Origin of the sequence: Serratia sp. T13T92 (assembly GCF_047530105.1) — a bacterium.
Taxonomy (GTDB): Bacteria; Pseudomonadota; Gammaproteobacteria; order Enterobacterales; family Enterobacteriaceae; genus Chania; species Chania fonticola.
On record NZ_JBLJAK010000015.1, the window covers coordinates 25,006 to 38,494 of the forward strand.

General features: G+C 56.6%; 9 protein-coding genes. 3 read left to right on the forward strand and 6 right to left on the reverse strand.

Annotated features, from left to right (window positions below; genetic code table 11):
• Positions 1–20: 20 nt before the first annotated feature.
• Positions 21–2,300, forward strand: a complete 2,280-nt coding sequence (gene clpA, locus ACMV5I_RS15460; RefSeq protein WP_024529873.1) for an ATP-dependent Clp protease ATP-binding subunit ClpA — start codon at positions 21–23, stop codon at positions 2,298–2,300.
• Between the two features lie 268 nt (positions 2,301–2,568).
• On the opposite strand, the gene infA is transcribed toward clpA, so the two are convergent.
• The 6 genes from infA to ACMV5I_RS15490 form a co-directional block, all read right to left on the reverse strand.
• Positions 2,569–2,787, reverse strand: coding sequence for a translation initiation factor IF-1 (infA, locus tag ACMV5I_RS15465; protein WP_002211347.1), 219 nt, complete (start codon positions 2,785–2,787; stop codon positions 2,569–2,571).
• 106 nt (positions 2,788–2,893) lie between these two features.
• A complete protein-coding gene (gene aat / locus ACMV5I_RS15470; RefSeq protein WP_121606457.1) occupies positions 2,894–3,619 on the reverse strand; it encodes a leucyl/phenylalanyl-tRNA--protein transferase in 726 nt (241 codons plus the stop codon).
• Positions 3,620–3,649: 30 nt separating this feature from the next.
• On the reverse strand, positions 3,650–5,386 hold the full coding sequence (gene cydC / locus ACMV5I_RS15475; RefSeq protein ID WP_121606458.1) for a heme ABC transporter ATP-binding protein/permease CydC: 1,737 nt from the start codon (positions 5,384–5,386) through the stop codon (positions 3,650–3,652).
• A 2-nt stretch (positions 5,387–5,388) separates the two neighbouring features.
• Entirely contained in the window at positions 5,389–7,155 is a 1,767-nt protein-coding gene (gene cydD / locus ACMV5I_RS15480; RefSeq protein ID WP_414824758.1) for a heme ABC transporter permease/ATP-binding protein CydD, read from the reverse strand.
• A 347-nt stretch (positions 7,156–7,502) separates the two neighbouring features.
• Positions 7,503–8,474, reverse strand: coding sequence for a thioredoxin-disulfide reductase (trxB, locus tag ACMV5I_RS15485; protein WP_024485999.1), 972 nt, complete (start codon positions 8,472–8,474; stop codon positions 7,503–7,505).
• 351 nt (positions 8,475–8,825) lie between these two features.
• Positions 8,826–8,948 (reverse strand): hypothetical protein, encoded by a 123-nt coding sequence (locus ACMV5I_RS15490; protein ID WP_255417737.1) that lies wholly within the window; start codon positions 8,946–8,948, stop codon positions 8,826–8,828.
• A gap of 224 nt (positions 8,949–9,172) precedes the next feature.
• On the opposite strand from ACMV5I_RS15490, the gene lrp reads away from it, so the two are divergent.
• Both lrp and ACMV5I_RS15500 read left to right on the forward strand, forming a co-directional pair.
• Positions 9,173–9,667 carry a leucine-responsive transcriptional regulator Lrp gene (gene lrp / locus ACMV5I_RS15495; protein ID WP_021804943.1) on the forward strand — a complete coding sequence of 165 codons (495 nt, stop codon included), beginning with the start codon at positions 9,173–9,175 and terminating at the stop codon, positions 9,665–9,667.
• A gap of 120 nt (positions 9,668–9,787) precedes the next feature.
• The gene (locus ACMV5I_RS15500; protein ID WP_414824759.1) at positions 9,788–13,255 is read left to right on the forward strand and encodes a DNA translocase FtsK 4TM domain-containing protein; all 3,468 of its coding nucleotides are present in this window, start codon (positions 9,788–9,790) and stop codon (positions 13,253–13,255) included.
• Positions 13,256–13,489 lie beyond the last annotated feature (234 nt).

Consider the following 13,489-nt stretch of genomic DNA (forward strand, 5'->3'; position numbering starts at 1 on the left):
AATCTATTGGGGAGGTGCCTATGCTCAATCAAGAATTGGAACTCAGTCTCAACATGGCTTTCGCCAGAGCGCGCGAGCACAGACATGAGTTTATGACCGTGGAGCACCTGTTGCTGGCGTTACTCAGCAACCCTGCCGCGCGCGAAGCGCTCGAGGCTTGTACGGTGGATCTGGCTGCGTTACGCCAGGAGCTGGAAGCCTTTATCGAACAAACCACACCAACGCTGCCCACCAGCGAAGAGGAGCGCGACACCCAGCCGACGCTCAGCTTCCAGCGTGTACTGCAGCGTGCGGTATTCCACGTGCAGTCCTCCGGCCGGAGCGAAGTGAGCGGTGCCAACGTGTTGGTGGCGATCTTCAGCGAACAGGAGTCCCAGGCGGCATACCTGCTGCGTAAACACGACGTCAGCCGTCTGGACGTGGTGAACTTCATTTCACATGGTACACGTAAAGATGAGCCGGGCCAGGCACCTAATGCGGAAAACCCGGTAAACGAAGAGCAGCCTGGAGGGGAAGACCGTATGGAAAACTTCACCACCAACCTCAACCAACTGGCCCGCGTCGGCGGTATCGATCCGCTGATTGGCCGTGACCGTGAACTGGAGCGCGCCATTCAGGTGCTGTGCCGCCGCCGTAAAAACAACCCGCTGCTGGTGGGGGAATCCGGCGTAGGTAAAACCGCCATTGCCGAAGGGCTGGCCTGGAGGATTGTGCAGGGCGACGTGCCAGAGGTGATGGCAGACTGCACGCTCTACTCGCTGGATATCGGCTCATTGCTGGCGGGCACCAAATACCGTGGCGACTTCGAAAAGCGCTTCAAGGCGCTGCTCAAACAGCTGGAGCAGGATAAGAACAGCATCCTGTTTATCGACGAAATTCACACCATCATCGGTGCCGGTGCGGCTTCCGGTGGGCAAGTGGATGCCGCCAACCTGATCAAACCGCTGCTGTCGAGCGGCAAGATCCGGGTGATTGGTTCCACCACCTATCAGGAGTTCAGCAATATTTTCGAAAAAGACCGTGCGCTGGCGCGTCGCTTCCAGAAAATAGACATTACCGAGCCGACGCCGGAAGAGACCATTCAGATCATCAACGGTCTGAAAACCAAGTACGAAGCGCACCATGACGTGCGTTACACCGCTAAAGCGGTACGTGCTGCGGTGGAGCTGTCGGTGAAATACATCAACGACCGTCATCTGCCGGACAAGGCGATCGACGTGATCGATGAGGCTGGTGCGCGTAGCCGGTTGCTGCCGGTGAACAAGCGTAAGAAAACGGTCAACGTGGCGGATATCGAATCCGTGGTCGCACGCATTGCGCGTATCCCGGAAAAAACCGTCTCCGCCAGCGATCGCGACGTGCTGAGAAGCTTGAGCGACCGCCTGAAAATGCTGGTGTTTGGACAGGATCCTGCCATCGAGGCGCTGACCGAAGCGATCAAGATGAGCCGTGCCGGTCTGGGCCAGGATCGCAAGCCTGTGGGTTCCTTCCTGTTCGCCGGGCCGACCGGGGTTGGGAAAACCGAGGTTACCGTGCAGCTGGCGAAAGCGCTGGATATCGAACTGCTGCGGTTTGATATGTCCGAATATATGGAACGTCATACCGTCAGCCGTCTGATTGGCGCGCCTCCGGGCTACGTCGGTTACGATCAGGGCGGCCTGCTGACCGATGCGGTGATCAAACATCCGCACGCGGTGGTACTGCTGGATGAAATCGAGAAAGCGCACCCGGACGTGTTCAACCTGCTGTTGCAGGTGATGGACAACGGGACGCTGACCGATAACAACGGCCGTAAAGCAGACTTCCGTAACGTGATCCTGGTGATGACCACCAACGCCGGGGTACGTGAAACCGAACGCAAATCGATTGGCCTGATCGAACAGGACAACAGCATCGACGCGATGGACGAGATCAAGAAGGTGTTTACGCCAGAATTCCGTAACCGTCTGGACAACGTCATCTGGTTCAACCATCTGTCTCCTGCGGTGATCCAGCAGGTGGTCGACAAGTTTATCGTCGAACTGCAGGCACAGCTGGATGCCAAGGGCGTGTCGATGGAAGTGAGCGACGAAGCGCGTGACTGGCTGTCGGTGAAAGGCTATGACCGTGCGATGGGCGCTCGTCCAATGGCGCGTGTGATGCAGGAAAGCCTGAAAAAACCGCTGGCCAACGAACTGCTGTTTGGTTCTCTGGTTGACGGCGGCTCGGTGAAAGTCGAGCTGGACGCAGACAAGAAACAGCTGACTTACCACTTCCTCAGCGCCCAGAAGCGTAAAGCGGATGAAGGTGCTGTGCACTAAGCGGTAGACCGGTAATAAAAAAGCGATGCCTTGGCATCGCTTTTTTTATACGTAAACGTCACTAACTACGGAACTAAACTGCGTAGGGGCGCTGCATGCTGCGCCCGTCGGGACGAAAATATTCGCCTCCAACAAAATGAGTGAGCCCTCTCAGTTTACCTGCGCCAACACAACTCGGTGGAGAACGTTGCTGCGGGGGTAAACGGAAAGGGCTCTTTTGAGGGATCACATCCTCGGTGTCGCCAGTGGCTGGCGACGGGTGAGCCGATTAACGGCTACGGAAGACAATGCGGCCTTTGCTCAGGTCGTACGGGGTCAGCTCTACAGTGACTTTGTCACCCGTCAGGATGCGGATATAGTTTTTGCGCATTTTACCGGAGATATGAGCGGTAACCACGTGCCCGTTTTCCAATTCAACACGGAACATGGTGTTCGGCAGCGTATCAAGAACGGTGCCCTGCATTTCAATATTGTCTTCTTTGGCCATCGAATCCTCTAGGTCTAACTACCTTAGTTTTTAACCGGCAAGATAATGCCGAAAAACCCACATTATGTAAAGGAGTGTCGGTGAACAATGCACCGATTCCACAAAATTAGTCAGTTTGGGAGGGCAGTTCAACCAGCTGTGGGGGTATGACTTGCGCTGTCCAGCATTCCGGCGCTAACACTCTGCGCTGAAGGTTACTCAACTGCTGCAAAAATTGGCGGCGGGGAATTTCTCTCGCTCCAAGCCGGGCAGTGTGAGCGTTAAGCACCTGACAGTCAACCAATTCTCCTCCATAACCGGCAAAATGGCGGCAAAACGCCCATAAAGCACACTTTGATGCGTTGGTAGTGCGGCTAAACATTGATTCACCGCAGAACAGCGCTCCCTGGGCGACACCGTACAGGCCGCCGACCAGCTCTTCCCCTTGCCACACCTCAATGGAATGGGCGTGCCCGAGGTGATGCAATTGTAAATAGGCTTGCTGTACCTCTTCGCCGATCCAGGTGCCTTCATCGGGCCGGTATGAGCATGCGGCGATCACGGCGGCAAAATCATGATTGAGAGTAATGCGGAACGGCGGGTTGCGCAGGAATCGCTTGAGGCTGCGGCTGACATGGAATTGCGCTGGGAACAGCACCGCCCGTGGGTCCGGTGACCACCAGAGTATGGCTTCCCCAGGCGAATACCAGGGGAAGATACCGCGTTCATAGGCTGCCAGCAGCCGAGCAGGCGTTAAATCGCCACCGATGGCCAGCAGTCCGTTAGGATCGTGCAGGGCGGTCTCTGGTGAAGGAAACGCTACAGACTGCGATGACAGCTTAACAATGCGCATAAAACCTCTTAGCGTCGCCCACAGGCGGTTTTACAGCGATACATTACTGATACGTTGGCGGAATTGGGCGTAACGGCCAGGCTGGCGCATCAGCGCTGCGTGGCTGCCTTGTTCCACGATACTGCCGCCGTCCATCACGCAGATGCGATCGAAATGCTCCAGCCCATAGAGTCTGTGAGTCACCAGAATTAACGTCTTGCCGCGGCAATGCTGGCGCAGCAGGGCCAGGATCTGTTGCTCCGTCTCGGCATCCAGCCCCTCGGTCGGCTCATCCAGCAGTAATAGCGGGGCTTGATGCAGCAGGGCGCGGGCAATGCCCAGACGGCGTTGCTCACCACCGGAAAGCTGGCGGCCACCTTCACCCAGCCAGGCATTCAGCCCCTCATTTTCCAGCAGCTTATCCAGACCGACTTGTTGCAGTGCGAGGTTCAAGTCCTCATCGCTGGCCGCAGGTGCGGCGATACGCAGGTTTTCACGCAGGGTACTGCTGAAGATATGCACCCTTTGGCTCACGACCGTAGTCATGGCGCGCAGCGTAGCTTCATCATAGCTGGCCAGTGGTTGGCCGTTGAGCAGGATTTGGCCGCTGTCAGCATTCCAGGCGCGGGTCAGCAATTGCAATAGAGTCGATTTACCACAGCCGGTACGGCCCAACAGCGCGATGTGCTCACCAGCGGCGATGTTCAGCGTCACGTTGTTCAACACCGGCAGCGGCTGGTCGGGATAGGTGAAGGACACCTTGCTCAGTTGCAACTCTGCGCCCGGCTGTGAGGTTGGACCGCTGGCAGGAAAGGTGACTTCCGGTTGCTGATCAATGATCTGCTTGACCCGGGTCGCCGAAGCGATCACCTGGCCCAGATGTTGGAACGCGGCGGCGACGGGCATCATGGCTTCAAAAGAGGCCAGAGCGGCAAAGGCAAACAGGGCAATCAGGGCCCCAGGTTGAGTATCGCCACCGATCCCCGCGGCGGCTAGCCACATTAATAGCGTGACGGTGAGGCCACTTGCCAGGATCATCAGCGCCTGAGCAATCCCCCCTAGCGAAGCCTGTTGCCACTGACGGCTCTGCCAGCGCTGTTCGGTTGCGTTGAGCTTATGCCGGAAACCGTCCAGCGCGCCAAACACCACCAGTTCGGCCTGCCCCTGGAGCCAGGCGGTCAGGTCGGTGCGGTACTGGCTGCGTAACAGGGTCAACTCTTCCCCGATGGGCTTACCTGCGCGATAGAAGACCGGCGGAACGGCCAGCAACAGTAATAACAGAATTCCGCCCAGCGTCAGGGCTAGTGGCACATCCAGCCAACTGAGGCCGAAGGTGACCACCACAATCACCACCGCAGCGCTGACCATCGGCGAAATAACGCGTAGGTAGAGGTGATCGAGCGTATCGACGTCGGCAACCAGGCGGTTGAGCAGCTCAGCCTGACGGAAGCGGGCAATACCACCCGGTGACAGCGGCAGGATCTTGCGGAAGGTAAATACCCGCAGATGGGACAACACACGGAAAGTGGCGTCATGGCTGACGACCCGTTCTGCATAACGCCCGGCGGTACGGAAGATTGCCGCACCCCGTACGCCAGCGGCCGGCAGCATGTAGTTGAAGGTATACAACCCCGCCAGCCCGGCCAGCGAAGAGGCAGCCAGGAACCAGCCGGACAGCGCCAGCAGGCCGATACTGGCCAGCAGGGTGACGATAGCCAGCACGATACCCAGTAAAATCAGAAACGTGTGGCGACGATATAACGCCAGGAATGGCAGCAAAACGCGCATGATTATAGCTCCCCGCTGCGGTGTGCAATCAGTTTGGCAAACAGACCGGGCTGGGTGCTGAGCGTGGCGTAGTTGCCCTGCTGCACGATTTTGCCGCTGTCCATCACCCAAATCTGGTCATAATCTTCGGTATCTTCCAACTGGTGCGTGACCAACAGCGTGGTCTGCTGATGGGAGGCGGCATTCAGCGCCTGCATCACCAAACGCTCGCTGTGAGCGTCCAGGCTGGCCGCAGGTTCATCCAGTAACAGCAAACGGCGCGGGCTGAGCAGCGCTCGCGCTACGGCCACACGCTGAGCTTGCCCAACGGAAAGGCGGGCAGCGCCATCACCCAGATCGGTTGCCAACCCTTTTGGTAAATGCGGCAGGAATTCACTGACGTAAGCCTGTTCAACTGCCTGTTGCAATTGGTCCTCGCTGGCCTGCGGATAGCCGAGCAGAATATTGTCCCGCAGCGTTTGAGCTGGCAGATGGGGGTTTTGCCCCACCCAGCCCAGTTGCTGGCGCCAGTTAACCGCAGCCAGCTCGCGCAGTTCGATACCGTTGATCAGCAACGAGCCCCGGTAGGGCAGGAAGCCCAGAAGCAGGTTCAACAACGAGCTTTTCCCGGCACCGCTAAGCCCGACCAAGGCAATACGCTGATTGGCTGGCAGGGTAAAATTAAGCGGCCCTGCAAGCACTACGCCATTGGGTGAGAGGATTTCCAACTGTTGTGCCTGCACGGTCAGTGGTTCTTCGTCATTTAGCGTTTGAGCACCATTGCCAACTTGCTCGCCCTCGGCGGCCAGGAAGGTTTCCAGCGCTTCAGCAGCGCCCACTGCCTGGGCTTTGGCATGGTAAAAGGCGCCCAGATCGCGCAGCGGTTGGAAAAACTCCGGTGCCAGGATCAGCACCAGAAAACCGGCAAACAGCGTTACGCCCATGCCATAGCTGCCAAAGTTAAGTTCACCGAGGTAGGAGAAGCCAAAATAGACCGCCACCACGGCGATGGAAATCGAGGCGAAGAACTCCAGCACGGCGGAGGAGAGGAAGGCCAGACGCAGCACTTCCATGGTGCGCTGGCGGAAATCTTCTGAGGATTTGGCAATGTGGTCGGTTTCAGCCTGGCCGCGATTAAACAGACGCAGGGTATCCAGGCCGCGCAGGCGATCGAGGAAATTGCCACTGAGCCTTGCCAGCGCGACAAAGTTACGGCGGTTGGCATCGGCTGCCCCCATACCGACCAACGCCATAAACAGCGGGATCAGCGGGGCGGTAGCCAGCAGGATAAACCCGGCCGCCCAGTTGATCGGGAAGACGGTGATCAGGATCAGCACCGGAATAAACACGGCCAGATACATCTGTGGCAGATAGCGGGAATAGTAATCCTGCATATCCTCAATCTGCTCAACGATGATACTGGCCCAGCTGCCGGCAGGCTTGCCCTGGATCCAGGCGGGGCCAAGCTGTTGCAGCTTATCCAGCACCTGCGCACGCATACGCTGGCGAATAACCTGCCCGCAGATGAAGCCGACCCGTTCGCGCAGCCAGCTCAAGAAGGCGCGCAAGGCAAAGGTGGCGGCCAACCAGATAAACGACGAAACCAGTTCGCCACGGGGCTGATGTTCAATAATCAGCGCATGGAGCAGGGAGGCCAACAGCCAGGCCTGGGCGACGATCAAAATGCCGCTTGCCAGACCTAACAGCATGGATAAACGCAGCCAACGCTGCGCCAACGTACTCTGTGTTTTGAGCCAACGGGTTAACTGGTGCTGTCTGGTTTTTTTCATCAGGTAGTCTGCGTCGCCGATGCCTGTTGTAGCAGGCTTGGTTAACGTACTGTTAAAAAAGTGTTTGTCTCAGCGGGAAATAAGACAAGTGAACGCTAATGTTACCTCGTCACTCGGTAGACGTGAAATAAATCTGAGATTGATGGCAAAGTGGCAACGATGCTGAATTTCTAGAGAGGCTCCTAGTTAACCGATTGATTATCTAAATGGGTGCAGCATGTAGTACCCACTACGTAGTGAGCTAGCAGTTTAATCATTCGGGCAGCAGTCACGCTTTCAGCGTAGGCGTGGTTGGAAATAAATAAGGCGACCAATCGGCCGCCTCGGTAACGTTTATCGCTGAAGGGTTATTTGCACTCGGCCTGCGCGATACCGTCGAGATAGCGTTCGGCGTCCAGTGCGGCCATACATCCCGTTCCGGCTGAGGTGATCGCCTGGCGGTAGATGTGGTCCATGACGTCACCTGCGGCAAATACGCCCGGAATGGAGGTCTGGGTCGCGTTACCGTGAATACCGGACTGCACCTTGATATAGCCGTTTTCCAGCTCAAGCTGCCCGCCAAAGATTGCGGTGTTCGGGCTGTGACCGATCGCGATAAATACGCCAGCAAGCTCTAACTCTTTGGTCTGCTCAGCGTCTTTGGTGCTGCGTAAGCGCATCCCGGTGACGCCCATCTGATCGCCCAACACTTCGTCCAGCGTGCTGTCCGTATGCAGGATGATGTTGCCGTTTTTCACTTTTTCCATCAGGCGATTGATCAGGATCTTTTCGCTGCGGAAAGTGTCGCGGCGGTGCACCAGGTGAACTTCAGAGGCGATGTTTGACAGATACAGCGCTTCTTCCACGGCGGTGTTGCCACCACCGACCACGGCGACCTTCTGGTTGCGATAGAAGAAACCATCGCAGGTAGCACAGGCGGAGACCCCTTTGCCCTTGAAAGCTTCTTCTGATGGCAGGCCTAAATAACGGGCCGATGCGCCAGTCGCGATAATCAAGGCATCGCAGGTATATTCACCGCTATCACCCAACAGGCGGAAAGGGCGGTTCTGCAGATCGACGCTGTTGATATGGTCAAACACGATCTCGGTGTCGAATTTTTCTGCGTGCTCACGCATCCGCTCCATCAGCGCCGGGCCGGTCAAGCCTTCGGCATCGCCTGGCCAGTTCTCGACTTCGGTGGTGGTGGTCAGCTGACCGCCTTGCTCCATACCGGTGATCAATACCGGGTTCAGGTTCGCGCGCGCTGCATAAACCGCTGCGGTGTAGCCAGCCGGGCCAGAGCCCAGGATCAATAATTTGCTATGTTTAGCCGTGCCCATGAATAACCTCGTTTCCCACAATGGCGGACAATGGAACCGATTGTAGGGAAAATGCGGCAGTAAAAAAAGCGCCAGGGGATGTTGTTACCGATTTGTTTGATAACCAGCGCCTATTAGCCGGGTTTTTATCCCCCGGCAGAGCGGGGGAGTGAACGCGATAATTTTGTACAGCAATAGGCTAAAAACGCGATTATTGCCGGGTTTATGGGGGTAACTGCCCGGTTTTGAATGGGGCAAATTCCTAACAAAAAATCAGGTGCTCAGTTTTGCTTGCGGTACGTTCTACTGATTTTACTTCTTTTACTTTGACAATCCGCTGCGCATTTGCGAAAACATCATAGGAAGAAGAAATTAACCCCGTGCCAGCAGCAAATCGTAGGCATTTTCGCCACCCAGGCAGAACATTGCCGGGTCGCGATGGGTGAGGGAGGGTTTGCCCTGGCGGGAGTTGATGGATTTCTGAACGTAAATCATTTGAATTCGTTGCCCAGAGGTGACAGACAGGCTGGGCAACGGCGGAAGATGGTAGTGACGAATAGTGACGAAGCACAAGGGCGGTTGGTATTACGTATCCTGTTCCCTCAGGGGGATGAACCGCTTAACACTGGCATCGGGTCTTCGCTTGGAACAAATCCTTGCACATTGACGTTGGCTAGGGTGTGGCAAGTGCAGGGAAGAACATAAGAGAGACAATAATAATGGTAGATACTAAAAAACGCCCGGGTAAAGATCTCGACCGTATCGATCGCAACATCCTCAATGAGTTGCAGAAGGATGGGCGCATTTCGAACGTCGAACTTTCAAAGCGCGTGGGGTTATCCCCAACCCCTTGTTTGGAGCGTGTGCGCCGTCTTGAGCGTCAAGGCTTTATTCATGGGTATACCGCATTGCTTAACCCGCATTATCTGGATGCTTCCCTGCTGGTCTTCGTGGAAATCACGTTGAACCGTGGCGCGCCGGATGTGTTTGAGCAATTCAACTCTGCGGTGCAAAAACTTGAAGAAATTCAGGAGTGTCATCTGGTTTCCGGTGATTTCGACTATCTGTTGAAAACCCGTGTGCCAGATATGTCAGCTTACCGTAAGCTGTTGGGCGAAACTCTGTTGCGTTTACCGGGGGTTAATGACACCCGTACTTACGTCGTGATGGAAGAAGTCAAACAGAGTAACCGTCTGGTTATCAAAACACGGTAAGGTGCAGGTGCAAAACCTGATTAAATTCGTTACACTCCTGTTTATTCATACAGTTTTGGCGCCGGGGAAATTTCTCGGCGCCGTTACTCTATCCGTCAACAGGAACCTGGAGTGCCTTTCTTGAGCCAGGAATACACAGAAGATAAAGAAGTTACCCTGAAAAAACTCAGCAGTGGGCGGCGTTTGCTCGAGGCTGTGTTGATCGTGGTGGCAATTTTTGCCGTTTACCTTATGGCTGCGTTGGTCAGTTTCAATCCTTCCGATCCTAGTTGGTCGCAAACTGCCTGGCATGAGCCTATCCACAATCTGGGCGGCGGAGTAGGTGCATGGTTGGCCGACACGTTGTTCTTCACCTTTGGGGTCCTTGCCTATGCGATCCCACCGATTATGCTGGTGTTGTGCCTGTCGGGTTACCGTCGGCGCGATAACGGCGATTACGTCGATTTCTTTGGGCTCTCGTTACGTTTGATCGGCACATTGGCGCTGGTGCTTACCTCGTGTGGCCTGGCGGCGTTGAACGTTGACGATCTCTATTACTTCGCTTCAGGCGGGGTGATTGGCAGCCTGCTAAGCAATGCCATGTTGCCGTGGTTTAACGGCATTGGCGCCACTTTGGCGCTGCTCGGCATTTGGGCGGTGGGGCTGACCCTGTTCACCGGTTGGTCATGGCTGGTGATTGCGGAAAAGATTGGTGGTGTCGTGCTGGGTGCCGCTACCTTTATGACTAACCGTTCACGCCGTGAAGACCGCTATCACGATGATGACGATGTCGTGTTCGACGATCGCGAAGAAAGCGGCCAACCTGTGGCACCTGCTGCTACGGCAGTAGATGAGGACGACGCGTTGTTCTCTGCCTCTTCCGTGACCGAAACCGCCGAAGAAGAAGCGCAAGATGCCGCAGATCCTTTATTGAGTGGATTGCGTGCCAGCGATGATGACCTCCCGCTTGCCGAGCCAGCGCCGGTCGTTACCGATATCCCGGTAACGCCGAAAGCGGCCGTTCAGGCTCCGGTCACCGTGGCTCCGACAGCGCCTGCTTCCATCAGTCAGCATCCATTAACTCCTGCGCAACCACAAGACACGCCGCCGCTGTATTCGTTTGAACTGCCAGAAGAGACCCCGGCACCGAGAACGACGCACGTAACGGAGCCTTATCGTGAGGAACATGAGCCGCGCCTGGGTGACTGGCAGACCCCCGTTACGCCAAAACCAGAGCCGTCACCGTTTGATTTCTCTGCGGCCCAGCGGGATAGCGACGATGTCATTGGCTCAACGGGTTTCAGCGCCAGAGAGGTCGTGAAACCAGCGGCAACGGCCGCAGCCGCAGCGACCGCTGGCGTGGTAAACAACACCTTCATGCCAGCGTTCACTGCCACTAGCGATGCAAGCTCGCAGATCAAGCAGGGCATCGGCCCGGAACTGCCACGGCCAAATCCGGTGCGTATTCCAACCCGGCGTGAGCTGGCCTCCTACGGCATCAAGCTGCCTTCGCAGCGGATCGCGGAGCAGGAGCAGCGCAACCGTGGGGATGAACTGCAGCCAGAACTGGTCAGCAATCCGCAGGAACAAGATGAAGCCTTGCAAGAGGCCGCATTGCGTCAGGCCTTTGCCGAACAGCAAAGCCAGCGCTATGGCGAAGAGTATTCGCAAGAACAACAAGATGACGAAGATGCGCAGCGTGAGGCCGAACTCGGTCAGGCATTTGCCGCGCAGCAACAGGCACGCTATGGCGTAGAAGCACCGCAGCCTGAAGCAGAACCGGCTCCGGTGACTCGTCCGGTGGATACTCGCCAGGCCTACAGTTTCTCACCGATGGCAGATCTGGTGGATGACGGCCCAACCGAGCCGCTGTTTACCCTGTCGCCACAGCTTGAGGATAGCATCGAGCAGGAAAGCGAGTTGGAAGACGATGTGCCGTTCGGGCAGTTTGAGCCTGAGGTGCCCGCTTATCAGGCACCGCGTCCGCAAACCAACCCTGCGCCTGGTTACCAGCCGCAACAGACTTATCAGCCACCCGTTCAGCAGCAACCGCCAGCACCAGCGATGGACAGCCTGATCCATCCATTCCTGATGCGCAATGATATGCCGCTGCAGAAACCGACTACGCCACTGCCAACGCTGGATCTGTTGACCGAGGCCCCGAAAGAGGTCGAACCGGTCGATACCTTTGCGCTGGAACAGAAAGCGCGGCTGGTGGAAGCCAGCCTGGCGGATTACCGCGTCAAGGCCGACGTGGTCGATATTCTGCCTGGCCCGGTCATTACCCGCTTCGAACTGGATTTGGCTCCTGGCGTCAAGGCCGCGCGTATCTCCAACCTGTCGCGCGATTTGGCCCGTTCATTGTCAACTTCCGCCGTACGTGTGGTGGAGGTGATCCCGGGTAAGCCTTACGTCGGCCTGGAATTACCGAACGTCAAACGGCAAACCGTGTATCTGCGCGAAGTGCTGGATTGCCCAGCCTTCCGCGACAATCCATCGCCTCTGGCGATCGTATTGGGTAAAGATATTGCGGGTCAGCCAGTGGTCGCCGATCTGGCTAAAATGCCGCATCTGCTGGTGGCCGGTACTACTGGTTCCGGTAAGTCGGTTGGGGTCAACGCCATGATCCTTAGCATCCTGTATAAGGCCACGCCGAAAGAAGTGCGCTTTATCATGATCGACCCGAAAATGCTGGAGCTGTCGGTTTATGAAGGCATCCCACACCTGTTGACAGACGTGGTTACCGACATGAAAGACGCCGCCAATGCCTTGCGTTGGTGCGTGGCCGAGATGGAGCGCCGCTATAAGCTGATGTCTGCCCTGGGGGTTCGTAACCTGGCTGGCTACAATGAGCGGGTCGATCAGGCCGAGGCGATGGGCCGGCCAATCCCGGATCCGTTCTGGAAGCCAAGCGACAGCATGGATATCACGCCGCCGGTGTTGGAAAAAGAGCCGTACATCGTGGTGATGGTGGATGAATTTGCCGATCTGATCATGACGGTGGGCAAAAAGGTTGAAGAGCTGATCGCTCGCCTGGCACAGAAAGCGCGTGCTGCGGGGATCCACCTGGTGCTGGCAACCCAGCGTCCTTCGGTGGACGTGATCACCGGTTTGATCAAGGCCAACATTCCGACGCGTATCGCCTTTACCGTATCGAGCAAGATCGACTCCCGCACCATTCTCGATCAGGGCGGAGCGGAATCCTTGCTGGGGATGGGGGACATGCTGTATCTGGCACCGAACTCTTCAATACCGGTGCGTGTGCACGGGGCGTTTGTCCGCGATCAGGAAGTTCATGCCGTGGTCAAAGACTGGAAAGCGCGTGAGCGGCCGCAGTATAAAGAGGGCATTCTCAGCGCCGGTGAAGACGGTGAGGGTGGCGCAGGCGGTGGTCTGGACGGTGACGAAGAGCTGGATCCGCTGTTCGATCAGGCGGTTGAGTTCGTGGTGGATAAACGCCGCGCCTCGATTTCCGGTGTACAGCGTCAGTTCCGTATCGGCTACAACCGCGCCGCGCGTATCATCGAACAGATGGAAGCGCAGGGCATTGTCAGCGAGCAAGGGCACAACGGTAACCGTGAGGTGCTGGCCCCACCGCGGCATGACTGATTGCCATGCGGACAAATCTTAACCGGACTTATAACGTAGGGGCGCTGCATGCTGCGCCCGGTTAGATAATCAGCTTGCAAACTCAGCAACATTATCACGTTGTTATCAATCTGAAGGGCCGCTTTGCGGCCCTTGTGCAAAGAAGCGTAAACCCCTGCTTTATCGGAATAGTGCTCTGGCTGTCTGTCGAGCGCTTCGGGTAGAGTGGAGGTGTTCAGGGTTATATTGACCCAG

Bases quoted from the DNA above. Each gene is read 5' to 3' on its own strand.
- clpA (WP_024529873.1), top strand. From the start codon at position 21: ATGCTCAATCAAGAATTGGAACTCAGTCTCAACATGGCTTTCGCCAGA.
- infA (WP_002211347.1), bottom strand. From the start codon at position 2,787: ATGGCCAAAGAAGACAATATTGAAATGCAGGGCACCGTTCTTGATACG.
- aat (WP_121606457.1), bottom strand. From the start codon at position 3,619: ATGCGCATTGTTAAGCTGTCATCGCAGTCTGTAGCGTTTCCTTCACCA.
- cydC (WP_121606458.1), bottom strand. From the start codon at position 5,386: ATGCGCGTTTTGCTGCCATTCCTGGCGTTATATCGTCGCCACACGTTT.
- cydD (WP_414824758.1), bottom strand. From the start codon at position 7,155: ATGAAAAAAACCAGACAGCACCAGTTAACCCGTTGGCTCAAAACACAG.
- trxB (WP_024485999.1), bottom strand. From the start codon at position 8,474: ATGGGCACGGCTAAACATAGCAAATTATTGATCCTGGGCTCTGGCCCG.
- ACMV5I_RS15490 (WP_255417737.1), bottom strand. From the start codon at position 8,948: ATGATTTACGTTCAGAAATCCATCAACTCCCGCCAGGGCAAACCCTCC.
- lrp (WP_021804943.1), top strand. From the start codon at position 9,173: ATGGTAGATACTAAAAAACGCCCGGGTAAAGATCTCGACCGTATCGAT.